Annotated in this window: 23 protein-coding genes; 9 read left to right on the forward strand and 14 right to left on the reverse strand. The window is 64.8% G+C overall.

Annotated features, from left to right (window positions below; translation table 11 throughout):
* Positions 1-221: 221 nt before the first annotated feature.
* Both SPHV1_RS17905 and SPHV1_RS17910 read right to left on the reverse strand, forming a co-directional pair.
* Positions 222-992, reverse strand: a complete 771-nt coding sequence (locus SPHV1_RS17905; protein WP_054947397.1) for a SapC family protein — start codon at positions 990-992, stop codon at positions 222-224.
* Positions 993-1,113: 121 nt separating this feature from the next.
* Positions 1,114-2,535 carry an FAD-binding oxidoreductase gene (locus tag SPHV1_RS17910; RefSeq protein WP_054947398.1) on the reverse strand — a complete coding sequence of 474 codons (1,422 nt, stop codon included), beginning with the start codon at positions 2,533-2,535 and terminating at the stop codon, positions 1,114-1,116.
* A gap of 176 nt (positions 2,536-2,711) precedes the next feature.
* On the opposite strand from SPHV1_RS17910, the gene SPHV1_RS17915 reads away from it, so the two are divergent.
* Positions 2,712-3,344 carry a hypothetical protein gene (locus SPHV1_RS17915; RefSeq protein ID WP_054947399.1) on the forward strand — a complete coding sequence of 211 codons (633 nt, stop codon included), beginning with the start codon at positions 2,712-2,714 and terminating at the stop codon, positions 3,342-3,344.
* 157 nt (positions 3,345-3,501) lie between these two features.
* Entirely contained in the window at positions 3,502-4,842 is a 1,341-nt protein-coding gene (locus SPHV1_RS17920; protein WP_054947400.1) for a DEAD/DEAH box helicase, read from the forward strand.
* A 53-nt stretch (positions 4,843-4,895) separates the two neighbouring features.
* On the opposite strand, the gene SPHV1_RS17925 is transcribed toward SPHV1_RS17920, so the two are convergent.
* Positions 4,896-7,208 carry an ATP-dependent helicase gene (locus SPHV1_RS17925; RefSeq protein ID WP_369817944.1) on the reverse strand — a complete coding sequence of 771 codons (2,313 nt, stop codon included), beginning with the start codon at positions 7,206-7,208 and terminating at the stop codon, positions 4,896-4,898.
* A gap of 114 nt (positions 7,209-7,322) precedes the next feature.
* Between SPHV1_RS17925 and SPHV1_RS17930 the strand changes: the two genes are divergently transcribed.
* Positions 7,323-7,916, forward strand: a complete 594-nt coding sequence (locus SPHV1_RS17930; RefSeq protein WP_054947401.1) for a hypothetical protein — start codon at positions 7,323-7,325, stop codon at positions 7,914-7,916.
* 67 nt (positions 7,917-7,983) lie between these two features.
* Here SPHV1_RS17930 and rsmD read toward each other — a convergent pair whose 3' ends face one another.
* Both rsmD and SPHV1_RS17940 read right to left on the reverse strand, forming a co-directional pair.
* Entirely contained in the window at positions 7,984-8,553 is a 570-nt protein-coding gene (rsmD, locus tag SPHV1_RS17935; RefSeq protein WP_054947402.1) for a 16S rRNA (guanine(966)-N(2))-methyltransferase RsmD, read from the reverse strand.
* Positions 8,550-9,581, reverse strand: a complete 1,032-nt coding sequence (locus tag SPHV1_RS17940; RefSeq protein ID WP_054947403.1) for a pseudouridine synthase — start codon at positions 9,579-9,581, stop codon at positions 8,550-8,552. Before SPHV1_RS17940 ends, rsmD begins: the two co-directional genes overlap by 4 nt.
* A gap of 97 nt (positions 9,582-9,678) precedes the next feature.
* Here SPHV1_RS17940 and SPHV1_RS17945 point away from each other — a divergent pair, with 97 nt between their 5' ends.
* A complete protein-coding gene (locus SPHV1_RS17945; protein WP_054947404.1) occupies positions 9,679-11,391 on the forward strand; it encodes an MFS transporter in 1,713 nt (570 codons plus the stop codon).
* Between the two features lie 79 nt (positions 11,392-11,470).
* Here the strand turns inward: SPHV1_RS17945 and SPHV1_RS17950 are convergent, their stop codons facing one another.
* The 3 genes from SPHV1_RS17950 to trpB are packed head-to-tail and all read right to left on the reverse strand — an operon-like array spanning position 11,471 to position 14,831.
* Positions 11,471-12,805 carry a folylpolyglutamate synthase/dihydrofolate synthase family protein gene (locus SPHV1_RS17950; protein WP_054947405.1) on the reverse strand — a complete coding sequence of 445 codons (1,335 nt, stop codon included), beginning with the start codon at positions 12,803-12,805 and terminating at the stop codon, positions 11,471-11,473.
* A gap of 4 nt (positions 12,806-12,809) precedes the next feature.
* Positions 12,810-13,586 carry a tryptophan synthase subunit alpha gene (gene trpA, locus SPHV1_RS17955; protein ID WP_054947406.1) on the reverse strand — a complete coding sequence of 259 codons (777 nt, stop codon included), beginning with the start codon at positions 13,584-13,586 and terminating at the stop codon, positions 12,810-12,812.
* Positions 13,587-13,589: 3 nt separating this feature from the next.
* Positions 13,590-14,831 carry a tryptophan synthase subunit beta gene (trpB, locus tag SPHV1_RS17960; protein ID WP_054947407.1) on the reverse strand — a complete coding sequence of 414 codons (1,242 nt, stop codon included), beginning with the start codon at positions 14,829-14,831 and terminating at the stop codon, positions 13,590-13,592.
* A 248-nt stretch (positions 14,832-15,079) separates the two neighbouring features.
* Between trpB and SPHV1_RS17965 the strand changes: the two genes are divergently transcribed.
* Complete coding sequence (locus SPHV1_RS17965) at positions 15,080-15,547, forward strand: outer membrane protein (RefSeq protein WP_054947408.1); 468 nt, start codon at positions 15,080-15,082, stop codon at positions 15,545-15,547.
* Positions 15,548-15,638: 91 nt separating this feature from the next.
* Here the strand turns inward: SPHV1_RS17965 and SPHV1_RS17970 are convergent, their stop codons facing one another.
* Positions 15,639-16,280 (reverse strand): phosphoribosylanthranilate isomerase, encoded by a 642-nt coding sequence (locus SPHV1_RS17970; protein ID WP_054947409.1) that lies wholly within the window; start codon positions 16,278-16,280, stop codon positions 15,639-15,641.
* A gap of 123 nt (positions 16,281-16,403) precedes the next feature.
* Here SPHV1_RS17970 and SPHV1_RS17975 point away from each other — a divergent pair, with 123 nt between their 5' ends.
* Positions 16,404-16,751, forward strand: a complete 348-nt coding sequence (locus tag SPHV1_RS17975) for a DUF4019 domain-containing protein (RefSeq protein ID WP_231634729.1) — start codon at positions 16,404-16,406, stop codon at positions 16,749-16,751.
* A 16-nt stretch (positions 16,752-16,767) separates the two neighbouring features.
* Here the strand turns inward: SPHV1_RS17975 and SPHV1_RS17980 are convergent, their stop codons facing one another.
* The 4 genes from SPHV1_RS17980 to purB all read right to left on the reverse strand — a co-directional run bounded on the left by SPHV1_RS17980 (position 16,768) and on the right by purB (position 20,019).
* Positions 16,768-17,517: an SIMPL domain-containing protein gene (locus SPHV1_RS17980; protein ID WP_054947411.1), complete on the reverse strand. Its 750-nt coding sequence runs from the start codon at positions 17,515-17,517 to the stop codon at positions 16,768-16,770.
* Between the two features lie 77 nt (positions 17,518-17,594).
* Positions 17,595-18,275: an orotidine-5'-phosphate decarboxylase gene (gene pyrF, locus SPHV1_RS17985; RefSeq protein ID WP_054947412.1), complete on the reverse strand. Its 681-nt coding sequence runs from the start codon at positions 18,273-18,275 to the stop codon at positions 17,595-17,597.
* A gap of 2 nt (positions 18,276-18,277) precedes the next feature.
* Positions 18,278-18,628, reverse strand: a complete 351-nt coding sequence (locus tag SPHV1_RS17990) for a LapA family protein (RefSeq protein ID WP_054947413.1) — start codon at positions 18,626-18,628, stop codon at positions 18,278-18,280.
* A 77-nt stretch (positions 18,629-18,705) separates the two neighbouring features.
* Positions 18,706-20,019 carry an adenylosuccinate lyase gene (gene purB / locus SPHV1_RS17995; protein WP_054947414.1) on the reverse strand — a complete coding sequence of 438 codons (1,314 nt, stop codon included), beginning with the start codon at positions 20,017-20,019 and terminating at the stop codon, positions 18,706-18,708.
* 384 nt (positions 20,020-20,403) lie between these two features.
* Between purB and SPHV1_RS18000 the strand changes: the two genes are divergently transcribed.
* From SPHV1_RS18000 to SPHV1_RS18010, 3 genes are all read left to right on the forward strand, one after another.
* On the forward strand, positions 20,404-20,952 hold the full coding sequence (locus SPHV1_RS18000; protein ID WP_054947415.1) for a helix-turn-helix transcriptional regulator: 549 nt from the start codon (positions 20,404-20,406) through the stop codon (positions 20,950-20,952).
* 203 nt (positions 20,953-21,155) lie between these two features.
* The gene (locus tag SPHV1_RS18005) at positions 21,156-22,790 is read left to right on the forward strand and encodes an alpha-D-glucose phosphate-specific phosphoglucomutase (RefSeq protein WP_054947416.1); all 1,635 of its coding nucleotides are present in this window, start codon (positions 21,156-21,158) and stop codon (positions 22,788-22,790) included.
* 141 nt (positions 22,791-22,931) lie between these two features.
* Entirely contained in the window at positions 22,932-23,774 is an 843-nt protein-coding gene (locus SPHV1_RS18010) for an arylamine N-acetyltransferase (protein WP_054947417.1), read from the forward strand.
* A 5-nt stretch (positions 23,775-23,779) separates the two neighbouring features.
* Here SPHV1_RS18010 and SPHV1_RS18015 read toward each other — a convergent pair whose 3' ends face one another.
* Positions 23,780-24,985, reverse strand: a complete 1,206-nt coding sequence (locus SPHV1_RS18015; protein ID WP_054947418.1) for a cytochrome P450 — start codon at positions 24,983-24,985, stop codon at positions 23,780-23,782.
* Positions 24,986-25,063 lie beyond the last annotated feature (78 nt).

The following is a 25,063-nucleotide window of genomic DNA, read 5'->3' on the forward strand; positions in this document are numbered from 1 at the left end:
GCCAAGGTTCAGGGAGGAGGTGCACGATGTGCACCAACCCGACCGGGCCATGAGGGTAGCGCCGATCAGGCATTGCAATAATATGCAGGCCTGAGGCGAGATTCAAGAGGTTCTTTAAAACAAATCGGAATCGCTTTGCACGGAGTTTCCGACGTGACCGTGGCGAATTGGACGAGAGTGTGACAAATTTGTCAAAACTCTCGTCCGCATCGGCTTTTGCCTCAGGCGTTGGCGAGCGCCAGCGGGCCCTTGCCCTGACTGATCTGGCGCCCGAAAATGTCACGCACGAGCTCGAGCGAGAACAGGTGTGCGTAGATCAGCGGGAGCATGCCGTTCTGGTTCCACTGGCGCAGAATGTCGCCGCGCATCTCTCGCAGCTTTTCCTCGTTGACCATCTGGAAGCCGCGATAGTTGAACGGCTGGCCCTGGCCGGTCTCGATGTTCAGCTCGCCGTCCATCAGCAGGTCGTGCTTCTTGAGTTCGGCGATGAAGTTGGCGGTCTTGTTGCCGGCGATTTCGAAGTTTTCGCAGAACTTGAGCATGTTCTGGGTCGCTTCGGCGGGGTCGGTGCCGTCGAAGAGCGCCTGGCCTTCGTCGAGTTCGCCGACAAGGTCGCTGGTCGGGTCGAAGCACAGCGAGAGTTCCTCGCTCTCCGGACGCAGCTTGGCGAGCATGAAGGGGTAGCGGCGGACATAGGCTGGAATATAGACCGGGCTGTTCACGCTGCCGTCTTCGTCGACGAAGACATTCACGCCTTCGTTCATGCCCATCAGCGCAAGCGGAACCGGATTGTCGCCGGTGGTGAAGATGATCGGGAAATTGCGCTGGGCCTGCGGGAATTCCTCGACCGTAAGCGGGACGGAGTTCACCCCGACCAGCCAGGTGGCCTTGTCGGTTGCGCGCGTCTTCCACGAAGCATGCTGCTGCGAATTGAGCGGGATAAGGTCCTTGTAGAACAAGGGCAGGGCAGAATTTTGCGGCGCGCTGGCCATTACGATCTTCTCCGCAGGCTGGGTAGATTTTTGGATAGGTCGCTTTAGTGGCTGGTCTGCAGGCGCGCAAGCGCGCTGCCCGCGTTGCGCACGGGCGGGCGGCGACTTTCTGCGGGCTGGCTCAGATGAGCTTGCCGGGGTTGAGAATGCCCTTCGGGTCGAGTGCCTGCTTGACCGCGCGCAGCATCGAAAGCGCGACCGGATCGCCAAGGCGGGCCAGTTCGTCGCGCTTCATCTGGCCGATGCCGTGTTCGGCGGAAATCGAGCCGCCCCACTCGGTTACGAGATCATGGACATAGCGGCTGATGTCCTTGCCCGGGCCGGTCTGCCAGGCAAGCGGGTCCTGCACGTTGGGCGCAATGACGTGGTAGTGCACGTTGCCGTCGCCCAAGTGCCCGAATGCGACGGCCTCCGTGCCGGGCCATTTCGCTTCGATCATCGGCGCCGTCGCCTCGACGAATTCAGGCATCTTCTCGACGGGAACCGAGATGTCGTGCTGCATCGCCGGTCCGCGCTCGCGCTCGGCCGGAGAAATCGATTCGCGCAGGAGCCAGAAGGCTTCGGCCTGGGCTTCGCTGGCGGACATCACGGCGTCTTCGACCAGCTCCTGCGCGAAGGCGGTGGCCATCATGTCTTCGCAGCGCTCGCGCAGTGTGTCCGCCGCAGCGCGATCGGCCACGACCTCGATCAGCACATGCCAGCCGTGGCGGCCCTCCAGCGGGGCGCGCGAATCGGGCAGGTGGTTCAGCACGGCATCGAGGCAGGCCTGGGGGAGAACCTCGAAACCCTCGAGGGCATCGCCCATGGCATCCTCGCAAAACAGCATCAGCCTGCGCGCATCCCCGAGGGTGGGCAAGCCAGCCCAGATCACCACGCGGTCCGCGACGGCGGGCAGCAGCTTGAGCGTGGCCGCGGTAACGACACCCATCGTGCCTTCGGAGCCGATCAGCAATTGCTTGACGTCAAAGCCGCGATTGTCCTTCTTCAGTGGCGTCAGCATCGAGTAGACCTGACCGTCGGGGAGGACCGCTTCGAGCCCGAGAACGAGCGCGCGCATGGAGCCATGGCGCAGGACCTGGCAGCCGCCGGCATTGGTGGAAATCAGGCCCCCCACGGTCGCAGAGCCCTTGCCGCCAAGAGTGAGCGGAAAGCGCATGCCCTTTGCGTCCGCCGCTTCGTGCAGCGTCTGGAGCACCACGCCGGCTTCGCAGGTGGCGCGGCGGGCTTCGATGTCGATCTCGCGGATGGCGTTCATGCGCCGCAGCGAGAGGACGATGGCCGTGCCCGATTCGTCCGGAGTCGCTCCGCCCGACATGCCGCTGTTGCCGCCTTGCGGGACGATCGGCACGCCATGCTTCGCGCATAGCTGGACGAGGGCGGCGACTTCTGCGGTGTTTGCGGGCGAGGCGAGGGCGATGGCGCGCCCGGTATAGCGTCCGCGCCAGTCGGTCAGCGAAGGGGCAACGAGATCGGCGTCACGCGTAATTCCGCGCGGACCGAGCAGTGCGAGGGCTTCTTCGAAGAATGTGTCGGCATGTGTCATGGGTGCGCTATGCCACAGCGATTTGGCCGTTTCATCCTCAATCCTTGCAACTGCTTGGATGCATTGCCTAGCCTTGCGCCGAGTGAGGAACTTTCGTTTCGAGTTAAGCGGTGGTTCAAGCTCATGGGCTATGGCTACACAAGCGGCATGACCGTGTTCAGGGAACCTGCTCGACGATGAATCTTGCGACTGCGATGCTTTATCCGATCATGGCGCTGCTTCCGGCAGCAGGCCTGGTCGATAGCGAGCGGTCGACGGACGAGAGCGGGTTCGATGCCGCCTGGACGTCCGGCGAAGATGGCACGGCGGTCTATTCGTGGCGCGAATCCGATGCCGCGCCGTTCGACGATGAGGCCCGCGCGGCGCTTCCCGCCTGGCCGTTCTCCGTCTCGGCCTTCCAGCGTGTAGAGCCGCAGGATGCCTGGCAGATCCGGATCGAACAGCGCATGACGATCCGCATCAGCCCGCGCAGTCCGCGCACGGCGCCGCCGGACATGTTCGTCGGCTTGCCCGATGGCGAGATCGGTTCGCACTTTTCCGAGCGCAAGATCGGCAAGTGTCTCTCGATCGCGGGTATTGCAGGCGTGCAGCCCGATGGCGACAATCGCCTGCTCCTCTTCATGCGCGACAGGCGGCTCGTCAGCGCCGAACTCGAGCGCGCCTGCCGGGCGCGGGACTTCTATTCCGGCTTCTACCTTTCGCATACGTCCGACGGACAATTGTGCATCGACCGCGATACGCTGCTTTCGCGCAGTGGCATGAATTGCAGGCTCACCCGTATCCGCCAGTTGGTCGAAGTCGATCACTGAGTCCTTTGTGTGCGGCTCTATCGCGGATTTCCTTGACTTTTGTGCTGGATCACGCATAGGGCGCGGCCAGTTGCACAAACGATGCGCGTGGTGATGGGTAATCCCGCAAGCGTCCCTGCAACCTGTTACTCTCGTATTTCCGGAAACTTGTTCGCCTATGAACTTTGCCGATCTCGGCCTGTCTGAAGAATTGCTGCAAGCGGTGGAAGCCGCGGGCTATACCGAACCGACTCCGATCCAGGCGCAGGCGATTCCGCCAGTCCTGATGATGAAGGATCTCATCGGCATCGCCCAGACCGGCACCGGCAAGACAGCCAGCTTCGTGTTGCCGATGATCGACATTCTTGCGCATGGCCGCCGCCGCGCGCTGATGCCGCGCTCGCTGATCCTCGAGCCGACTCGCGAACTCGCCGCACAGGTTGCCGAGAACTTCGAGAAGTACGGCAAGAACCACGATCTCAAGATGGCGCTGCTTATCGGCGGTGTGCAGATGGGCGATCAGGTCAAGGCGCTGACAGAGGGCGTGGACGTCCTTATCGCGACTCCGGGCCGCCTGATGGACCTGTTCGAGCGGGGCAAGATCCTGCTGACCGGCTGCGAGCTGCTCGTCATCGACGAAGCCGACCGCATGCTCGACATGGGCTTCATTCCCGATATCGAGAACATCTGCTCGAAGCTGCCGACCAATCGCCAGACGATGCTGTTCTCGGCGACGATGCCGCCGCCGATCAAGAAGCTGTCCGACCGCTTCCTGTCGAACCCGAAGTATATCGAAGTGGCGCGTCCGGCGACTGCGAATATCAACATCGTTCAGCACAAGGTTGCCGTGAACGCGCGCAAGAAGCGCGAAGTTCTGCGCCACCTGCTGCAGACCGACAATGTCTCGACCGCGATCGTCTTCTGCAATCGCAAGACGACCGTGCGCGAACTGGCCAAGAGCCTTAAGCGGCACGGTTTCGGCGCCGGTGAAATCCATGGCGACATGGACCAGCCCGCGCGCCTGGCCGAACTTGAACGCTTCAAGTCGGGCGACCTGAACATTCTCGTCGCCTCCGACGTTGCGGCCCGCGGCCTCGACGTGAAGGGCGTGAGCCACGTCTTCAACTTCGACACGCCCTGGCACCCCGACGATTACGTCCACCGTATCGGACGGACCGGTCGTGGCGGTGCTTCGGGCCGGGCCTTCACGTTCGTGGCCCCCGAAGATGCCGAAGCGATCGACAGCGTCGAGAAGCTGACCGGTCACAAGATCCCGCTGTTCGACCTCAAGATCGAAGACGCCGAAGAGCCGCGCGAGGCAAAGCCGAAGTCGCGCCGCACATCGAAGGTCAGGGAAGAGCGCGAAGAGCCGGCAGAGCGAGCACCGCGTCGCGAACCGCGCGCTGCTACCGAGGAACCGCGCCGCGAACGTCGCCAGCGCCGCAGCGAGCCCGAGCCGGCCGACGATGGCTGGAACGGTCCGGTTCCCGAATTCCTCCGCGTTTCCGCACTGGCCTGATCAAGGCCGGTTGCGGGTGAGGGCAGGCAGGGACCGGTCCGGTCCCTGCGGCCTCAGCCTGCAAGCTTGACGAAGCTGTCGATGACGCGCTTGCGTCCCGACTGTTCGAAGTCGATCTCCAGCTTGTTGCCTTCCTGCCCGGCCACGGTGCCGTAGCCGAACTTTTCATGAAACACGCGCGCGCCGATGGCGATGTCGGTGCGCGGCTTGGCGGCGAAGCTGGCTGCGCTGCGCGTCGTTTCGGCGATCCGGCGCGGCTTTGTTTCGAATTCGCGCGCGGCGGCCCGCTGCCAACCCGGGCCGCGCGTCATCGTGCGGGCCGGTTGGGCGCGGGCGACGTCGGCGAAGGGATCGGCATGTTCGGACCATTGCGCACGCCACAGCGAGGCGCCGCCGGTCAGGGTCGTCTCACTGTCGATATGATCTTCGGGCAGTTCGGCAATGAAGCGCGAAGGGATCGAACTCGTCCACTGCCCGTAGATGCGCCGATTGGCGGCATGGAGGATCGTGCAATTGCGGCGCGCCCGGGTGATCGCGACGTAGGCGAGGCGCCGCTCTTCCTCGAGGCTGGCAAGGCCGCCTTCGTCGAGCGAGCGCTGCGAGGGAAATACGCCTTCCTCCCATCCGGGCAGGAACACGTGGTCGAATTCCAGGCCCTTGGCGGCGTGCATGGTCATGATCGTGACCTTTTCCTCGTCGCTGGCCGCGTCGTTGTCCATGACGAGGCTGACATGCTCGAGGAAGTCGCCGAGGCTTTCGTACTCTTCCATGGCGCGGGCGAGTTCAACGAGGTTCTCGAGTCGCCCTGAGGCTTCGGCCGTCCGCTCGGCCTGCAGCGCGTCGGTGTAGCCGCTTTCGTCGAGGACGGTGCGCATCAGGTCCGCCGGGTTCTCCGTCTTCTCCAGATCGCGCCAGCGGGCGAAGTCGCGCATCAGCGACAGGAAGGTGTTGCGCGCACGCGCGGGCAGTTCGTCGGTATCGACGATCTCGATGGCGGCTGCGGCAAGCGGAATGCCCTGGCGGCGGGCGAGCTGGTGCAGCTTCTCCAGCGCCTTGGCACCAAGGCCGCGCTTGGGAGCATTGTAGATGCGCTCGAAAGCCAGGTCGTCGGCGGGCTGGGCGATGACGCGCATGTAGGCCAGCGCATCGCGGATTTCCGCGCGCTCATAGAAGCGAAAGCCGCCGACGATGCGGTACTTGAGGCCGATCGAGATGAAGCGGTCTTCGAACTCGCGCGTCTGGTACTGCGCGCGCACGAGTATCGCCATCTGGTCCAGCGGGGCGCCCTCGCGTTCGAGTCGCTCGATCTCGTCGCCGACGCGGCGCGCTTCTTCCGGTGCGTCCCAGACGCCGATGACGCGAACCTTGTCCCCGGCATGGCGCTCGGTCCACAAGGTCTTGCCCAGGCGCTGACTGTTCTCGTTGATGAGGCCGGAAGCGGCGGCAAGGATCTCGGGCGTCGAGCGATAGTTCTGTTCGAGCCGGATCACTTTCGCTCCGGGGAAATCCTTTTCAAATCGAAGGATATTGGCGACTTCTGCGCCGCGCCATGAATAGATCGACTGGTCGTCGTCACCCACCACGCAGATGTTCTGGCGGCCTTGCGCGATCAGGCGCAGCCACAGGTACTGGACCTGGTTGGTGTCCTGATACTCGTCCACCATGACGTACTTGAAGCGCTGCTGGTACTGCTCCAGCACCTCGCGATTGGTACGCAGGATGTTGAGCATGTGCAGCAGCAGGTCGCCGAAGTCGCAGGCGTTGAGCGTCTTCAGGCGGTCCTGGTAAAGGCTGTAGAATTTCTGGCCGCGGCCGTTGGCATAGGCTTCGTTTTCCGCCGCATCGAGATCCTGCGGATTGAGGCCGCGGTTCTTCCAGCGATCGATGCATCCCGCCAGCTGGCGGGCGGGGAAGCGCTTTTCGTCGACCCCTTCGGCCTGGATGAGCTGCTTGAGCAGACGCAGCTGATCGTCGGTGTCGATGATCGTGTAATTGGGTTCGAGGCCGACCAGTTCGGCATGGCGGCGCAGCATCTTGGCAGCGATGGCGTGGAAGGTGCCCAGCCACGGCATGCCTTCGACCGCAGGGCCGACGAGCTGGCCGACCCGGTCGCGCATCTCGCGCGCAGCCTTGTTGGTGAACGTGACGCACAGAACTTCGCTCGGCCAGGCAAGGCGATTGCGGATGATGTTGGCAAGACGCCGGGTGAGGGCGGCGGTCTTGCCGGTTCCCGCGCCCGCCAGCATCAGCACCGGCCCTTCGGTGGTCAGCACGGCCTCCTTCTGGGGCGCGTTGAGGCCCTCGATCAGGGGATCGTTGCTTTCGGCAGGCAAGCCGCCGCGCGAGGTATCTTGCAGGCTGTTCACATGCGAACAACTAGGGAACGGAACATCGCGGCGCAAGGCCGCTTTGCCGCAAACATGGAACATTCCCGAGCGCGAAACGTCCGCTTGGCAACAGGTACACAGAGGAGAGAGACCATGCGACACTTGATTTTCGCGGGCGCATCGGCGCTCGCACTTGCAACCTTGCCCAATGCGCTGTTGGCCCAGAATGCGCCATCCGCGGCAGGCGATTCCGCGCAGGTCAGTCCAGCGGCGCCGGTGACGCTGACAGCTGAGCAGCAGGCCATGTACGATGGCTGGCCGGCAGACCGTCAGGCCGAGTACGATGCATGGCCCGACGAGTACAAGGGCTACTTCTGGACGCTCGTCCCCGAGCGGCAGGAGGGCTATTGGGCCCTGACGCCCGACCAGCGCGGACAGGTCTACAAGATGAGCCCGCAGCAGCGCGAGGCGGCGTGGACTTCGATCATCCAGCAGTTGAACGGACAGACCCCGACGACGCCGGCGACGCAGGCCAATCCCCCGGGCGAAGGCGTCCCCACTGCCGGAGTGCCGGCACCGGAAACCGCCGAGCAGGCCGTGCGCCCCGCGATGCCTGCGGATCAGAGCTATCAGGGCGGGCCCTACAAGGGCGCGCTGACGCCGCCTCCGGCCTCGGCCATGAACAAGGATTACCCGGTCTGTAGCAAGACCGTGCAGGACAACTGCCGCAATCCCGGCGGCAAGTAACGATCTTGCCTTTGCGCACGGAAAGGGCCTCGCCGCTTGGCGGGGCCCTTTTTACAGCCGCGTAGTGTCAGGCTTCGACGCGGCGCAGGATGTGAAGTCGTGCCTTGCCGACATCGCGCACGGCATCGGTATCGAACCCGCGGATAGAGACGTCCTCGCCGCGTGCCGTCTCAAGGCTCACCCAGGTCGATTCGCCGATCCAGCCAAGCCGCGTCAGTTTGTCGACGGCGACAGCACCCGCGCCCGTATCGTAAGGCGGATCGAGCAGAACGAGGTCGAGCGGCTCCTTAGCCGGGCCGAGCGAGAGCGCCGAACAGGCCCGCACGTCGCATTGCGACTGGGCCTGCAGGTTGGCGATGTTGCGCCGGATCGCCCGGATCGCGGCAGCGTCCTGATCGACGAACAGGCAATGCGCCGCGCCGCGGGACAGGGCTTCAAGGCCGAGCGCGCCCGAACCTGCGAAAAGGTCGGCCACCTTCAGCCCCTCGAACGTGCCGAGGCGGCTCGTCAGCATCGAGAAAAGCGTCTCGCGGGTGCGGTCGGCGGTCGGGCGCGTCGTGTCTCCCTCGGGCGCGGCGAGCTTGCGCCCGCGCCACGTGCCCGCAACGATTCGCAGGCCGGTGCTTGCGCCCTTCATTCGCCTTTGCCCTTTCCAAGGGAGCGGCGGAAGTTGTCGAGATCGCGCTGCGATACTTCGCCTACGGTGCCCTTGGGCAGGTCGCCCAGCACGAAGGGGCCATAGGAGATGCGCAGCAGCCGGCTGACCTTCAGCCCGAGATGCTCGAGCACGCGGCGCACTTCGCGGTTCTTGCCTTCGGTCAGGGTCATTTCGATCCACTGGTTGCGCCCGGTGCGACGCTCCATGTTGGCGTCGATCTTGCCGTAGTGGATGCCGTCGATCTCGATGCCGTCGATCAGGTCCTCGAGCTGGGCCTGCGTAATGTCGCCGAAGGCGCGCGCGCGATAGGTGCGCGGGACGCCGTTGGCGGGCAGTTCGAGCTGGCGCTTGAATTCGCCGTCGTTGGTCAGCAGCAGCAGGCCCTCGGTATTGAGATCGAGACGGCCGATCGGCATGACTCGGCCGGTTCCGGCGGGCAGGGCATTGCGCAGGGCGTTGTAGATGGTCGGGCGACCGGCGGGATCGCGTTCGGCGGTCAGCAGCCCGGCAGGCTTGTGGAACACGAACAGGCGGGTTTCCTCGGGCGCCTTCACCGGCTTGCCGTCGACGGTCACTCCGCGCAGGTCCTTCAGCACGGTTGAAGGTGCGGTGATCGGCTCGTCGTCCAGCTTTACGCGGCCCTCTGCGATCATTCGCTCCGCTTCGCGGCGGCTGGCGACGCCGGCGCGGGCCAGCAGCTTGGCAATGCGCTCACCCTCGCGCTCGGGCAGGGAAGGATCGCGCGGTGTCGGCGGTGCGGCCGCGGGACGCGCAGTACGCGGCTTGCGCGGCGCATTGCCGCGCGCGTCGTCCTTGCCCGGACGGATTTTGTCACCGCCGGATCGGATTTTGTCACCGCCGGATCGGCCCTTGTCATTGCCGTAACGGCCTTTTTCGCCGCCGGAACGGTCTTCAGGCTTGCCGGAACGGCTGTTGAAGGGACGCTTGCTGCCGGTCGCGGCGCGCGGGCGCCTCGGTTCGCCGGGTTTCTGGGGAGGTCTGGCCATGGCAGCGCCTTAGCTGTTGATCGCCGGTTCATCCAGCCTTCCCATACAGGTGGGGCCTGCGTATCCCGAAGCCTCGAACGCCGATGGAGTTTCATGAATGGCCGAAGCCGCGACAGATCAGCCGAAGAAGCCGGGCTGGCGCCGCGTCCTTCTCGCACTCAGGAACCGAAAGACGGGCTTCATGGCCCTGTTCGGCTTCGCATCGGGCCTGCCCTACGCACTGCTGCTCGGCACGCTCTACGCCTGGCTGTCCGACGCCAGGGTCGATCTGGAAACGATGGGCGTCTTCTCGCTGATCGGCCTTGCCTACTCGTTCAAGTTCCTCTGGTCGCCCTTGCTCGACCGGGTAGAGCTGCCGCTTCTCAAACGGCTCGGAAAGCGCAAGCAGTGGATCGTTTCGGCCCAGCTCATGCTTGGGCTGATCCTGCTGGTGCTCTCGACGCTCAATCCGCTGACCGCGCTCGGCTGGTTCTCGCTGCTCGCCGGGATCGGTGCCTTCGCCTCGGCAACGCAGGACGTTGTGGTCGATGCCTGGCGCGTCGATGTCGCCGACGAGGAAGCGACGATCGACATGCTCTCGACCGTCTACCAGATGGGCTATCGCATCGCCGCGCTGGTCGGCGGTGCGCTGGCGCTGTTCATGGCCGAGCGCACCGACTGGCCGACGGTCTATGCGACGATGGGTGCGATCATGGCCCTTGTCGGCGTGCTGGGCCTGTTCGCACCCGATGCAGAAGTCACTGCCGCCACGATCGGCGCGGCCGAGGACGAACTGCTGGCGCTGCGCGATGTGGGGGAGATCGACCCGCGCGTGCGCAAGTGGGCGCTTTTCGGCATCGGCCTGCTCTGGGCCTGGGCACTGATCACCGTCGGCGTGTTCATGGTCCGCTCGCTCGGCAGTGACCCCGGAACCCGGCCCGATTCGGTCGCCTTCATTGCCACGAAAGGGCCGTTGGTGGTCATTGCGACCGTCGTCGTGCCGGCGCTGGTGGCCGCCTGGTTGGTGCGCATGAAGGACAAGGGGCGCTACGTGCTGACGGCCGCTGCGCCTGCCCGCAGCGCGATGGACCGCTTCGTCGACCACGGCTATCGCGCCCTGATCCTGCCCCTGACCGATTTCGTGGGGCGACTGGGCTGGGCGGTCATCCTCGTCTTCGCGCTGGTGCTCACCTATCGCATCACCGACGCGATCTGGGGCAGCTTTGCCTATCCGTTCTACCTCGGCGAACTGAAGTATTCGAAAGACGAAGTCGCGATTGCCTCCAAGTTCTTCGGCGTCGGTGCGCTGGTCATCGGGCTGGCGCTGGGCGGGACCCTGCTGACGGTCATGGGGCGCATGGCCACGCTGACCTTCGGCGCTCTGATCGCCGCCCTGACCAACCTGCTTTATGCCGACCTTGCCGTTGGCGGCGCGCGCATGGCCGCCGTCAGCGATGCGACCGGTTTCACCTGGCTCGTCTCGCACCTTGGCGGAGACCAGCGGCTGGCCAAGCTGATGCTGACGATCGCGGGCGAGAACATCGCCGTGGGCATCGCCGGGGCAGCCTTCGTTGCCTATCTCTCTTCGGTTGTCGCCAGAGGATACAGCGCCGTCCAGTACGCCCTGCTGTCGTCCCTGACCCTGCTGGTCGGCACGCTCGGGCGCGGCGCGCTCGGGCAGATGATCGAAGAATACGGATATTATCCGGTGTTCCTGCTTACCACCGCGATGGGAATGGTCGCGGTTGTGCTGTGCCTGATCGAATGGGCGCGCGTTGCGCGGCTGGGCCGGGCATCGGGCATCGACGCGACCGCGCTGGAAGGCGCCTGACCGGCTAGCCGCTCCGGACTGCTGTGGATCACCGCTCACCCAGAGCCCCTGTTTCAGGGCGCGCGGGTGCTTGCTTCGGTTACTCGGGAATCTCGTCGTTATCCCGAAGCACGGTACCGGCAAGGTAAAGCGAGCCGCCGATCAGCACGACTTCATCCTGCGCGGGATCGATCTCGAGTGTCGACAGCGCCGCTCGGACACTGGCCGCAGCCACCGGGACGGGAATTTCCGGAACCTGGAGAAAAGCGTCGAGGCCATGGCAATCGTGGCCGGGTACCGGCACGACCGTGACGCTGGCGAGCCTTTCGCGCAGCGGATCGAGCAGGGCCTGCGGCGCCTTGTTGGCCAGCATGCCGAGAATGAGGTGAACTCTGGTCGGTCGGCGGAAGTGGGTGGCGATGGCATTGCCCGCATCCGGGTTGTGCCCGCCGTCGAGCCAGCATGTCGTGCCCGAGGGCAGCAGCGCAGTCAGAGGACCATCGCCCAGCCGTTGCAGGCGGGCAGGCCAGCTGGCTTGCTCCATGGCCTGGGCATAGGCGCCTTGCGGTATGTCGATGGCCTGCTGTTGGCGCAGCATGGCGATGGCCAGCCCGGCGTTCACGCCCTGGTGCAGGCCCGGCATGCGCGGGGTCGGCAAGGGCAGGCTGCCTTGCGCGTCGGAGTAGGTCAGGCCCTCGGGCGACGCGACGATCGCCCAGTCCTGGCCGCGGCGGATCACCGGCGCACCGACGATGGCGGCCTGACCCTGGATCGCCTGGTTCATCGCCGGGGTATAGTCGAGGGTGACCAGCGCCGCGCCGGACTTGGCGATGCCTGCCTTTTCGAAGGCGATGCGGGCCATGGCATCGGTCGGCACGTTGTCTTCGGGTGAGAGGAGGAAGGCCTCGTGATCGATGCCCAGCGACGCTATGCCGCACACCACCGGTGCCTCGATGACGTTGGTCGCATCGAAGCGTCCGCCAAGGCCGACCTCGATCACGCAGGCATCGGCAGGATAGCGTGAAAAGGCAAGGAAGGCCGCCGCGGTCGAAACCTCGAAGAAGCTTGCGCCGATTCCGGCAGCTACGGCAACGTCGAGCACTTCGTTCAGCAGCTCTGCCAGCGTTTCGTCTGCGATCAGCTTGCCCGAAACGCGGATACGCTCGTTGAAGCGGACGAGGTGCGGGCTGGTGAAGACGTGGACGGTCTTGCCCGCCGCCTCCAGCGCGGCGCGCAGGAAGGCGCAGGTCGAACCCTTGCCATTGGTGCCGGCGACGTGGAACACCGGCGGCATGTTGCGCTGCGGGTTACCGAGGCGATCGAGCAGCACGCGCACGACGTCGAGACCGATGCGCCCCTGCGGCACCGAGAGTGCGCCGAGGCGATCGAGCTGGGCCTGGACGCGGGGGTCGTCCGAAACCGCAAAGTCGCGCATGGGATCAGCGTGCCGAATGTACCGCTTCGGCCAATGCCGCGGTCAGTTCGCGCAAGGGACCGGCGGCGTTGTCGCCGTGCTGCTTCACCAGGTCGATGAAGGCGGAGCCGACGACGACGCCATCGGCGACCTTGGCGATCTTGCCGGCCTGTTCAGGCGTACGCACGCCGAAACCGACGGCCACCGGGATGTCCGAGGCTGCCTTCAGGCGGGCGACGGCATCCTCGATCGAAGCCTGCGCAGCCTGCTGCATGCCGGTGATCCCCGCGACGGAGACGTAGTAGAGGAAGCCGGAGGAGCCTTCGAGAACGGCGGGAAGGCGCGCGGTGTCGGTGGTCGGCGTGGCGAGGCGGATCAGCGAAACGCCGGCTCCGCGCAGTGCCGGGCCGAGTTCGGCGTCTTCCTCGGGCGGGATGTCCACGCAGATGACGCCGTCGACGCCGGCCTTGCGGCACTCCTCGGCGAACCATTCGGGGCCGCGGATCGTCATCGGGTTGGCATAGCCCATCAGCACCAGCGGCACTTGCGGGTGACGCGCGCGAAATTCGGCCGCCATGCGGAAGATGTCAGCCGTGCGCGTGCCCTTGGCCAGGCTGCGCAGGTTGGCTTCCTGGATCGCCGGGCCATCGGCCATCGGATCGGTGAAGGGCATGCCCAGTTCGATCACGTCGGCGCCGCCCTCGACGAGCGCGTCGAGATTGGCCGCGGTATCGCCGTCACCGCCGGTAATGAAGCAGACGAGCGCAGGGCCCTTGGAAAAGGCAGTTTCGAAGCGGGTCATGTCTTAGAGTTCCACTCCCAGCGCTTCGGCGACGGTGAAGATGTCCTTGTCGCCGCGGCCCGAGACGTTGACGACGAGGATCTTGTCCTCGTCCATTTCGGCGGTGAGCTGGGGCAGGGCGGCCAGCGCATGGGCGCTTTCGAGCGCCGGGATGATGCCTTCGAGTGCGCAGCACAGCTGGAACGCCTCGAGCGATTCGTCATCGGTGATCGGCACGTAACGCACGCGGCCGCTTTCATGCAGCCAGGAGTGCTCGGGGCCGAGGCCGGGATAGTCGAGTCCGGCGCTGATCGAGTGTGCCTCGGTGATCTGGCCGTCCTCGTCCTGCAGCAGGTAGGTCTTGTTGCCGTGCAGAATGCCGGGCTTGCCGCCGGTGAGGCTGGCCGCGTGCTGGCCGGTCTCGATACCGTGGCCTGCCGCTTCGACGCCAACCATCGCCACTTCCGGGTCATCGAGGAAGGGGTGGAACATGCCGATCGCGTTCGATCCGCCGCCAACGCAGGCCAGGACCATGTCGGGCAGGCGACCTTCGGCTTCGAGGACCTGCTGGCGGGTCTCGTGGCCGATCACGCTCTGGAAGTCGCGAACGAGTTCCGGATAGGGGTGCGGACCTGCTGCGGTGCCGATGATGTAGAACGTGTCGTGGACGTTCGCGACCCAGTCGCGCAGGGCCTCGTTCATCGCGTCCTTGAGCGTTTCCGCGCCGCTGGTGACGGGCTGCACTTGCGCGCCCAGCAGCTTCATGCGGAACACGTTGGGCTTCTGCCGCTCAACGTCCTTGGCGCCCATGAAGATGGTGCAGGGCAGGCCGAAGCGGGCGGCGACGGTGGCCGTGGCAACGCCATGCTGGCCGGCGCCGGTCTCTGCGATGATCCGGGTCTTGCCCATGCGGATCGCCAGCAGGATCTGGCCGATGCAGTTGTTGATCTTGTGCGCGCCGGTGTGATTGAGGTCCTCGCGCTTGAAGTAGATCTTCGGACCCTTGCCCGCGGGCGCCAGCTTGCGGAAATGTTCCGTCAGGCGCGGCGCGAAATAGAGCGGGTTCGGACGGCCGACGAAGTTCTTCAGCAGGTCCTGAAACTCTGCTTCGAACGCAGGGTCCTGCTTGGCCTTGCGATACTCCTTCTCGAGATCGAGGATCAGCGGCATCAGCGTTTCGGCGACGTAACGACCACCGAACTTGCCGAAGTGGCCGGTCTCGTCGGGCAGGGAACGCAGCGAATTCACGGGCGTGATGGTAGTCATAATCGGGCCGCTTGGCAGACGAGCGCGGCCAAGTCCAGAGCCTTCGCGCGGTGGGTGGCTGACGACCGAATTCAATTGCAAATTATGCATCTTAACATGAGGATATAACACGATAGTATCCTTAAATGGCGGATTTGTGACACTTTCGAGCTTTCCTGAATTATTTTGTTCATCTGGCGGCAAGGAAGGCGGGCGCAGCGGGGCCGTCCCCGATGAGGGTCGGGGGAAGAATTCTGGAGTTATAAAATATGCGTATTGCACTTGTTTCGCTCGCCGCGGTTGCTGCCGCAGCTGCTGCCACCCCCGCCATGGCCAATGAAGCCCGCATCGAGGCGCGCACCGGCCTCATCTGGAACGGTAGCGACAGCGATGCAGTTGCGGGCGTCGCAGCCGGCTACGACTACGATCTCGGCGACAAGCTTTTCGTCGGCATCGAAGGTTCGGCTGACAAGGTTCTGGCTGACGACACCCGCGTTTCGTGGGGTGCAGGCGGCCGCGCCGGCTTCAAGGTGCTCCCGGGCAGCAAGCTCTATGCTGCGGCAAACTGGCAGTCGAAGTTCTGCCGTACCTGCAACAGCGCCGTGGGCGTTGGCGGTGGCTGGCAGCAGGACCTCGGCCAGAAGGTCTACGCCAAGGTCGAGTACAAGCACCTGCTCGTTGGCGACAACACCCCCGATGCCGACCTCGGCCTCATCGGCGTTGGCGTGAAGTTCTGATTTCGGGCTCAGGCCTGATCTGAATTCGCTCCTCGGAGCGTAAGCCAGGGGAAGGGCGGTCCATGAGGGGCCGCCCTTTCTCGTTGTGGCGTCAGGGTGCCTGGATTGCGCGGCAGAAGGCGGCGATCCGGTCGTTGTCCTTCACGCCCGGCGCGCTTTCCACGCCCGACGATGTATCGACGAGCGGTGCGCCGGTAAGTTCGACCGCCTGCGCAACGTTGTCCGGCGTCAGCCCGCCGGCGAGGCCCCAGGCCATCGGGCCCTTCCAGTTCGCCACCAGCGTCCAGTCGAAGCTCAGGCCCATGCCGCCGGGCAGCGTGCCTTTCGGCGTCTTGGCGTCGAACAGGACCCGGTCGATGGCACCGACATAGGTCTCGGCGCGCGCCACGTCCTCGGCGCTCGCCACCGAAAGTGCCTTCCACACCGGAATGCCGAAGCGCGCACGCAGTTGTGCTGCGCGTTCGGGCGTTTCCTGGCCGTGGAGCTGCAGGACGTCGAGGCGGGCTGCGGCCATCGCTTCGGCGAGCATGGCATCTTCCGCATCGACGAACAGGCCGACGCGCGCAATGCGCCCCTGCGCGCGGGCAGAGAGTGCGGCGGCTTCAGCGGGCGTGACGTTGCGCGGGCTCTTGGGGAAGAAGACGAACCCGGCATAGGCGGCACGCGCCCTGATCGCCACGTCGAGCGAACCGGGCTCGCGGATACCGCATATCTTGATCTCGGGTGTTGGCATCGCGCAGTCGTCGCCTATGTATTGGCCCCAGCCATTCCGGGGACGAAGATGTACCGTGTCGCGCGCTATCTAATGCCATTTGCCGCAGCCGCAATGCTTGCGGGCTGCGGGATCAAGGAGTCGGTGAAGGACGCCCAGGTCGAAGTCGGCGAGTTCCATGCCGCTCTGGATGGCGGCCAGTGGAAGAAGATCTGGATCGCCGCCGACCCGGATCTGCGCAAGGGGACCGACAAGGCGCAGTTCGAAAAGCTGCTCGAAGCGGTCCATCGCAAGCTGGGAGCCGTCAGGGACAGCAGGCAGGTCAGCCTCAACGTGAATTCCGGCACCGGTGGCACTTTCGTGACCGTGATCATGCAGACCACGTTTGCAAAAGGCACCGGCACCGAGGAGTTCGTCTTTCGTCGCGGCGAAGGGAAGGCTATGGCGCTGGTGCGCTACAATATCCAGTCGCAGGACATGATGCTCAACTGACGGGTTGCTGAAGGCCTCAGGGCGCCAGTTCGAACTGAACCGTGACGTTGGTGTTGAGTTCCAGTTCGCCCGCAGCGACCGGCGGGGCTGCGCCGACCTTGCTCGCTTCCATGCGTACGGCCATCGGCATCGGCGGCGAGTATCCGCCGCTCTCGCTGATGGATACGATGCGTACCACGCGCAGTCCGGCTGCCTTGGCGTAAAGATCGGCGCGTGCGCGGGCCTCCTTCATGGCATCGACGCGCGATTCGTTGCTTGCCGCGCCGGGCTCGGCCAGCATGAAGTTGGGGCCGTTGACCTGATTGGCACCGGCGCTGACCAGCGCGTCGATCACCTTGCCCATGTCGTCGAGCTTGCGTTGGCGCACCATGACGTTGTTGTTGGCCTCGTAGCCGACGATGGTCCGCGCGTCGCTGTCATAGCTGCCGTCGGGCAAGCGCTTGGGCTGGGAATAGACCGGGTTTAGGTTGAGGTCGCTGGTCTGGATGTCCTTGTCGGCGATGCCCGCCTTCTTCAGGGCAGCCATGACCTGCGCCATCTGCCGCGAATTGGCGGACAGCGCTTCGCTGGCGGTGCGGCCCTGGGTGGCGACTCCGGCCGAGTAGCTGGCCATGTCGGGCGTGCGCGTGGAACTACCCTGTGCAGTGACAGTCAGTAGCGTGTGCCCTGCGGCAATGGCAGGGACGACATCGCTCTGCTGGGCAAGAGCCGGCGGCGCGATGGCAGTGGCAAGCGCGGCGGCGGCAATCAGGCTCAGGCGTTTCATTGGGTATTCTCCGTCTTGGTGACCGTGCAACGATCTGGACGGAAAGAGGTTTCTGCGCGCTGAACCGAGTGCGCGCGTTACAGGGTGGCTTCGATGGCCCGCGCAGCGGCGAGGGGATCTTCGGCGCGGCTGATCGGGCGGCCGATTACCAGCACGCTGGCGCCGTTGTCGCGCGCCTGGCGCGGGGTGACGATGCGCTTCTGGTCGCCGTTGCCCTTGCCGTCGTCAGGACGCAGGCCGGGGACGACGAAAAATCCGTCCTTCCACTGCTTGTGTACCGCGCCGACTTCGTGGCCGGAGCAGACGATGCCGTCGAGTCCGGCCGAATGGGCGAGGTCGGCAAGGCGCAGGGCCTGTTCGCCGGGGTCGGACTGGACGCCGATCGCGGTCAGGTCGTCATCGTCGAGGCTGGTGAGCACGGTAACGGCCACGACCTTGCAGTTTTCCCCGGCAGCGGCCTTGGCGTCTTCCATCATGGCGCGCCCACCGGCGGCGTGGATGGTGACGATCGCCGGTTCCAGCACGTGGATCGCCTGCATCGCGGCGGCGACCGTGTTGGGAATGTCGTGCAGCTTGAGGTCGAGAAAGATCGGCAGGCCGAGCTTGTGCAACTCGTGCACGCCGTGATGTCCGTGCGCGCAGAAGAATTCGAGCCCCAGCTTGATCCCGCCGATATGGCCCGCAACCTTGCGCGCCAGCGTTTCGGCGGCGTCGAGGCGGGGCACGTCGAGGGCGAGATAGATGGGGTTGTTGCTCATTCTCAGGCTTCCGGAGAGGGGGTGGGCGTTGGCGTATCGAGTGGTTCGGCAGCCAGCGGGGTGTCGCCTGGCTGCGAAGTCATGGACGGCATCGAGCTTGCCCGGATCGAGTTCTCCAGCGAAGCGATGCGGCGGGTCAGACGCCAGCGCACGGCACGCAGGTAGAGCCAGACCGGAAGCATGCCCAGGAGGAAGAACAGCAGGGCGACGACGCCCACCGGCCATTCGAAGTGGACGTAATTGCCATCGTCGAGCGGCCAGAAGTTCACGGGAACCTTGGTCCAGTTCATGGCAATGAACGCCACGAGGATCGCGGTGAGCGCGATCCACAGGACGGTACGAATGACCTGCATTTTTCCTCCTGTGCTCCCTGAGGGAATTTCACGATGCTAGGCGTGAAATCAGGGCATTGGAAGACCGGGCAGAAGGCTTAGTTGCCGAAGACCCGCGCGAAGATCGTGTCGACGTGCTTGAAGTGGTAGTCGAGGTTGAACTTGTCCTCGATCACTTCGGCGGGCAGGGCCTTGGCAACGTCGGCATCGGCCTTGAGCAATTCGAGCAGGCTGAGCTGTCCGTCGGATTCCCAGACCTTCATCGCGTTGCGCTGGACGAGGCGGTAGCTCTCGTCTCGGGTCAGGCCCGCCTGCGTGAGGGCCAGCAGGACGCGCTGCGAGTGCACCAGGCCGCCCATGCGGTCGAGATTCTTCTGCATCCGTTCGGGGTAGACGAGCAGCTTGTCGATCACGCCGGTGAGGCGCGCGAGCGCGAAGTCGAGGGTGATCGTTGCGTCCGGACCGATGAAGCGTTCGACCGAGGAGTGCGAGATGTCACGCTCGTGCCACAGCGCCACGTTCTCCATCGCCGGGAAGGCATAGGAGCGGATCATGCGCGCCTGGCCGGTGAGGTTCTCGGTCAGCACGGGGTTGCGCTTGTGCGGCATGGCCGACGAGCCCTTCTGGCCCGGCGAGAAGTATTCTTCGGCCTCGAGCACTTCGGTGCGCTGCAGGTGGCGAACCTCGACGGCGATGCGCTCGATCGAGCTGGCGATCACGGCCAGGGTGGCGAAGAACATCGCATGGCGGTCGCGCGGGATGACCTGGGTCGAAACCGGTTCGATCTCGAGACCCATCTTCTCGGCGACATAGGCTTCGACCGAAGGATCGACGTTGGCGAATGTGCCCACGGCACCCGAAATGGCGCAAGTGGCGATTTCTTCGCGCGCGGCGACGAGGCGCTTGCGGCAGCGGGCGAACTCGGCATAGGCTTCGGCCATCTTGAGGCCGAAGGTGACCGGTTCGGCATGGATGCCGTGGCTGCGGCCGATGGTCGGGGTGTACTTGTGCTCTTCGGCGCGGCGCTTGATCGCGGCCAGCAGGTCGTCGAGGTCGGCAAGCAGGATGTCGGCAGCCTTGATGAGCTGGACGTTGAGCGTGGTGTCGAGAACGTCCGAGCTGGTCATGCCCTGGTGCATGAAGCGCGCTTCGGGGCCTACCTGCTGGGCGACCCAGTCGAGGAAGGCGATGACATCATGCTTGGTGACGGCCTCGATGGCATCGATGGCGGCAACGTCGATCACCGGGTTGGAGGCCCACCAGTCCCACAGGGCCTTGCCGGCGCTTTCCGGCACGACGCCAAGCTCGCCCATCTTGACGGCGGCATGAGCCTCGATCTCGAACCAGATGCGGTAACGGGCTTCGGGTTCCCAGATCGCGGACATCGCGGGGCGGGCATAACGGGGGACCATGGTTCGACTCCTTCAGACCTGACGCGCGTGTGCCGCTAGGGGCAGGGCGCGCGAAAGGCAAGGGCGGGCAAGGCGGAATTGCAGAAGCCGGTGCGCCGTTCTTGCGCTCCTCGTCCGGCCGATGGCGCGCCAAGGCCTTGGAAAGCCTGCAGTGCCATGTTGCCAGGCGTGTTCTTGTCCGGTGCGCCTTCTCGACATTCGGGTGCGCGGATGGGCGCCGCTTTATGCCCCGGAAGAAACGATACCGGGCCGGACATTTTTTCGTCTCTTTGGCTTGCTAGGAAGTCAAAGTCAGCCTTATAATGCAACAAGTTAAGTGCCGGGAAAGGGTGTCGGCGCGAAACTGGGGTTTATACATGAACAATACTATCTGTCGGGCGGGGCATGGGTGACGACGGCGCCGATCGGGCGCCAAGTCCGCTCGATGTGTTTCCCAGTCTGACGCCAAAGCAGCATGAAGTCCTGGGATACGTGGCGGAAAATCGCACGAGCAAGGAAATCGCGTTCGAACTCGGCATTTCGGTGAGTGCCGTCAATCAGCGTATCGAGAGCATCCGCAATCGCACCGGATCTCCGCCGCGTGCCGAACTGGCGCGCGCCTACCGGACCTACCTGCTGGAGCAGGAAAAGACTGCGGAGCCGGAAGAGCCGGCGCCCGCATTCATAGAACTGGCGCCTGCGTCCAAAGAGCCGGATGCGACCGTGGACGATGGTGAAGAACAAGTCCGCGTGCCCGATGTCGATGCTGTTATCGTCAGTGGCGCTATCGCGGTCGATCCCCTGACACCCGGGAGCCTGGCACGAGCCGCTTCTCCTCTTCCGGAGCCGTCGCCGCGCAGTCCGTTGGCGAAGGCGCTGATCATCACCGGTGGGACGATCCTCGTCGTGCTTGTGTCGCTGGGCATCGTATTGACGTTGCACAAGGTCATGTGAGCCGAAGTCGGATCGGTCCGGGAACCGGTCCTTTTCGATTCAGCCAATTGCGCACTCGCGTCATCCCATCGGGCGTTTGACTTCAATGGAAACGCCATGAAAGTGTTCGCAGGTGCAATCGCGCCGTTCCGCCGGTGGTTCTGCCCCGCGGTTCATCCCTTTTTGGTTTATGCTGTTCAGCTCATCCCGGTGGAGACTTCGGATTGACCCAGATCGTCACGGTTCAAACCCAGCCCTTCGATGGACAGGCCCCCGGCACGTCCGGCCTGCGCAAGAAGGTGAAGGTGTTCCAGCAAGCGAACTATGCCGAGAATTTCATCCAGTCCGTCTTCGATTCCGTGACGCGTGATCCCGGGGCGACGCTTGTTATCGGTGGAGACGGCCGGTTTCATAACCGCACGGTCATCCAGCAGGCGATCCGCATGGCGGCGGCGAACGGCTACGGTCGGGTGCTCGTGGGGCGCGGCGGCATTCTCTCGACCCCGGCAGCCAGCCACGTGATCCGCAAGTACAGGGCAAGCGGTGGACTGGTCCTTTCGGCCAGCCACAACCCCGGCGGTCCGGACGAGGATTTCGGCATCAAGTACAATATCGCCAACGGCGGTCCCGCGCCGGAGGGCGTGACCACGGCGATCCACGCCCGCACGCTGGAGATCGACCGCTGGCTCACCGTGGAGGCCGATGACATCGATCTCGACCGGATCGGCGATGTCGAAGTGGCAGGGATGACGGTCAGCGTGATCGATCCGGTCGCCGACTATGCGGACCTCATGGAAGAGCTGTTCGACTTCGCCGCAATCCGCAAGGCGGTCGCGGACGGGTTCACCATGCGCTTCGATGCGATGAGCGCGGTGACCGGCCCATATGCCGTCGAAATCCTCGAGAACAGACTGGGCTTTGCGAAGGGCACCGTCGTCAACGGCACGCCGCTTGAGGATTTCGGCGGTCATCATCCCGACCCCAACCTCATCCACGCCAAGGAACTTCATGACCTGATGATGGGTGAGGACGCGCCCGACCTCGGCGCTGCCTCCGATGGCGATGGGGACCGCAACCTGATCATCGGGCGCGGTCGCTTCATCACGCCTTCGGATTCGCTGGCCATGCTGGCAGCCAACATCGAGATCGCGCCGGCCTACAAGGGACGCCTGGCCGGAATTGCCCGTTCGATGCCGACCAGCGCCGCGGCCGACCGCGTAGCCGAAGCGCTGGGCGTGCCGTGTTTCGAGACGCCGACGGGCTGGAAGTTCTTCGGAAATCTGCTGGATGCGGGCAAGGTGACGATCTGCGGCGAGGAGAGCGCGGGCACGGGTTCCGATCACGTGCGCGAGAAGGACGGCCTTTGGGCCGTGCTCCTGTGGCTCAACATTTTGGCGGCAAGGCAGATCCCGGTCGATCAGCTTGCCCGAGAGCATTGGGCGCGGTTCGGTCGCAATTACTACGCCCGCCACGACTACGAGGGGATCGCCAAGGACGGCGCCGATGTCCTGATGGCTGAACTCAAGGACAGCCTTGGCGTGCTCAAGGGCCATGCCTTCGGCCCCCTGACGGTGAAGTTGGCCGACAGCTTCTCCTACTCCGACCCGGTCGACGGTTCGGTCAGTGAGAACCAGGGCATCCGTGTGCTGTTCGAGGACGGCTCGCGCATCGTCTTTCGCCTCTCCGGCACCGGCACGCAGGGCGCGACCTTGCGCGTCTATCTCGAAAGATACGAACCGGCAGACGGAAGGCTCGACGAGGAAACCGGGGCGATGCTGGCCGACCAGATCGTGGCAGCCGAGGCGATTGCGGGCATCGTGGAACATACCGGACGCACGGCGCCTGACGTCATTACCTGATCGGCAGTATCGCAAGGGGAGGACAGGGGGCGCTGAATAGTCCCCCGTTCACGCACAGCATTTCCCCCGTCCATGCACCGGTTATCCCCGAGTTATTCACAGGCTTGCCCAAGGCCGCGTGAACATGCCATTCCGCCGCGAATGGAACTCGAACAGTACCTTGGCCGTATCGGCCTGAGCGAAGCGCCGGCCCTCGATGCGGGCGGGCTGGCCCAGTTGCAGCTCGCGCACCGGCGCGCCATCGGTTTCGAGAATCTCGATATCCGCTTGGGACGCGGCATCCGCATCGACAGTGCGTCGGTGTTCGACAAGCTCGTGGTGCGCGAGCGGGGTGGCTACTGCTTCGAGCAGAACCGCCTCTATGCGGACATGCTCACGCTGCTGGGTTCTGCAAATCGCCCGTTGCTGGCACGGGTCCTGCTCGGCATTCCCGAGGGTGTCGCTCCGCCGCGCACGCACACGCTGCTCCTTGTGCAAGTCGACGGCAAGCCGTGGATTGCCGATGCGGGCTTCGGAGGCAGCTTCGTGCCGCCTCTGCCGCTCGAACACTGCGCGGAAGTGGGGACGTCGGACGGTGCCCGCCATCGCCTGCTGCGCGCGGGCGAACCGGGTTCGCTGCTGGGCGAATGGCGGCTCGAACGTGCCGGGCCGGTGAGTGCGACCGATGGCCGCAGCGCCCCGCACGGCGACTGGCAGCCGCAGTACGCCTTCGACCTCACGCAGGTTGCTCCCGATGACCTGGAGATGGGCAATCACTGGACTGCGACGCGGCCCGATACGCGCTTCACCGCGCTGCATATCGCCAGCATTGTCCTGCCGGGTGGTTTTGCAGCGCTCAGCGAAAGGCAGCTGACGGTCTATCGTGACGGCACAAGCGAGACGCGCACTATCGACGATCCGCGAGATTATGGGCGTCTCCTGCGCGATCTTTTCCGCATCGCGATGACCGACGACGAGGTCGCCGAGCTACCGCTGTTTACCTGAGCGGGTCAGTCCCACTCAAGCCGTAGCTCGGTCAGGGCGCCGACATTGCCTGCGCGGTACCGCGGAGGAGAGCCGGGCTTGACCCGGAACGGCGGAATGCCCTTGAGCCATTCCTCGATGAACAGGATCGCCTCCAGCCGGGCGAGCCCCGCACCCACGCAGCGATGCGGGCCGACACCCATGGTGGTGTGGCGCACTGGCGGGAGATTGCGTTCGAAATCGACCTTGTGGGGGTTGTCGAAGCAGGCCGTGTCGAGGTTGTGGATCGAGCTGTTGAGGTAGACGAGATCGCCTGCCTTGAGCGTGATGCCGTCGATCTCCACATTCCTCACGAGATTGCGGGTGACCGAGACCATCGGATAGCGGCGCATCAGTTCGTCTGCGGCCTGCGGGATCAGCTCGGGACGTTGCCGCAGCAGGTCCTGGTTCTCGGGATGGCGCGCAAGGTGCAGGGCGATGTTGCCGAACATCGAGACGACCGTGTCCAGCCCGCCGAAAAGCAGGTTGCGGCACATGCGCTGGGCCTCGTTGAAGGTCCATGCGCGGCCCTCGATGGGGATGGAGAGAATGCGGCTGAACAGGTCCTGCCCGGGATTGCGCAGCCGTTCCTCGATATAGGGGCGCAAGTAGCCGTCGGCCGCATCGCGCAATTGCTCGACCGTCATCGAACCGTCGGGCCGGGTCAGCTGCTGGCCCAGCGGACGAAGGCGCAGGCGGTCCTGCGTCGGCACGTCGATCAGGGTGAGGAAGATGTGGATCGGCAGGACTTCGGCGTATTCCTCCATGAACTCGCATTCGCCGTGCGGGGCGATCTGCGCGGTCAGTTCGCGCGCGACCTCGCGGATGAGCGGTTCCATCGCGACGACGTGGTTGTTGGCGAAGCCCTTCATCACCGCCATACGGAACGGTTTGTGCTCGGGGGCGTCCTGCTGGAGCGGGATGAACTCCATCGCTTCGCCAAGACCCGGGGTTACCGCCAGCGCCTCGTTGGACAGGTTCTCGGCATCGTTCCAGAGCCTGCGCGTCGTCTCGCCATCGGCGGCGATCCAGTGGCCGCCGTTGGCCGTGGTCCAGACAAGTGCATGGTCTCCGCGTACTGACGCCCAGGCCGCAAAGTAATCGTCCTCCGCGCCGGGCGGGGCGAAGATGTCGAAATCGACAACCCGGTCTGCAGGAACATGGTCGGGACGGTTCGCCGTCACAGTTGCCATCGCACTCTCTCCCAATGTCTTTTCGGGTGAGACGCTAGGTCTGCAGGTTCAGGTAGCCTACTCGCACAAGGGCGAGGT

The organism is Novosphingobium sp. KN65.2, from assembly GCF_001368935.1.
Lineage (GTDB): Bacteria > Pseudomonadota > Alphaproteobacteria > Sphingomonadales > Sphingomonadaceae > Novosphingobium > Novosphingobium mathurense.

Coding starts and splice junctions, on each gene's coding strand:
- SPHV1_RS17910 (WP_054947398.1), bottom strand. CDS start 2,535: ATGACACATGCCGACACATTCTTCGAAGAAGCCCTCGCACTGCTCGGT.
- trpB (WP_054947407.1), bottom strand. CDS start 14,831: ATGACTACCATCACGCCCGTGAATTCGCTGCGTTCCCTGCCCGACGAG.
- SPHV1_RS18010 (WP_054947417.1), top strand. CDS start 22,932: ATGGAACTCGAACAGTACCTTGGCCGTATCGGCCTGAGCGAAGCGCCG.
- SPHV1_RS17905 (WP_054947397.1), bottom strand. CDS start 992: ATGGCCAGCGCGCCGCAAAATTCTGCCCTGCCCTTGTTCTACAAGGAC.
- SPHV1_RS17930 (WP_054947401.1), top strand. CDS start 7,323: ATGCGACACTTGATTTTCGCGGGCGCATCGGCGCTCGCACTTGCAACC.
- pyrF (WP_054947412.1), bottom strand. CDS start 18,275: ATGAGCAACAACCCCATCTATCTCGCCCTCGACGTGCCCCGCCTCGAC.
- trpA (WP_054947406.1), bottom strand. CDS start 13,586: ATGACCCGCTTCGAAACTGCCTTTTCCAAGGGCCCTGCGCTCGTCTGC.
- SPHV1_RS18015 (WP_054947418.1), bottom strand. CDS start 24,985: ATGGCAACTGTGACGGCGAACCGTCCCGACCATGTTCCTGCAGACCGG.
- purB (WP_054947414.1), bottom strand. CDS start 20,019: ATGGTCCCCCGTTATGCCCGCCCCGCGATGTCCGCGATCTGGGAACCC.
- rsmD (WP_054947402.1), bottom strand. CDS start 8,553: ATGAAGGGCGCAAGCACCGGCCTGCGAATCGTTGCGGGCACGTGGCGC.
- SPHV1_RS17970 (WP_054947409.1), bottom strand. CDS start 16,280: ATGCCAACACCCGAGATCAAGATATGCGGTATCCGCGAGCCCGGTTCG.
- SPHV1_RS17920 (WP_054947400.1), top strand. CDS start 3,502: ATGAACTTTGCCGATCTCGGCCTGTCTGAAGAATTGCTGCAAGCGGTG.
- SPHV1_RS17990 (WP_054947413.1), bottom strand. CDS start 18,628: ATGCAGGTCATTCGTACCGTCCTGTGGATCGCGCTCACCGCGATCCTC.
- SPHV1_RS17965 (WP_054947408.1), top strand. CDS start 15,080: ATGCGTATTGCACTTGTTTCGCTCGCCGCGGTTGCTGCCGCAGCTGCT.
- SPHV1_RS17940 (WP_054947403.1), bottom strand. CDS start 9,581: ATGGCCAGACCTCCCCAGAAACCCGGCGAACCGAGGCGCCCGCGCGCC.
- SPHV1_RS17915 (WP_054947399.1), top strand. CDS start 2,712: ATGAATCTTGCGACTGCGATGCTTTATCCGATCATGGCGCTGCTTCCG.
- SPHV1_RS17980 (WP_054947411.1), bottom strand. CDS start 17,517: ATGAAACGCCTGAGCCTGATTGCCGCCGCCGCGCTTGCCACTGCCATC.
- SPHV1_RS17950 (WP_054947405.1), bottom strand. CDS start 12,805: ATGCGCGACTTTGCGGTTTCGGACGACCCCCGCGTCCAGGCCCAGCTC.
- SPHV1_RS18000 (WP_054947415.1), top strand. CDS start 20,404: ATGGGTGACGACGGCGCCGATCGGGCGCCAAGTCCGCTCGATGTGTTT.
- SPHV1_RS17945 (WP_054947404.1), top strand. CDS start 9,679: ATGGCCGAAGCCGCGACAGATCAGCCGAAGAAGCCGGGCTGGCGCCGC.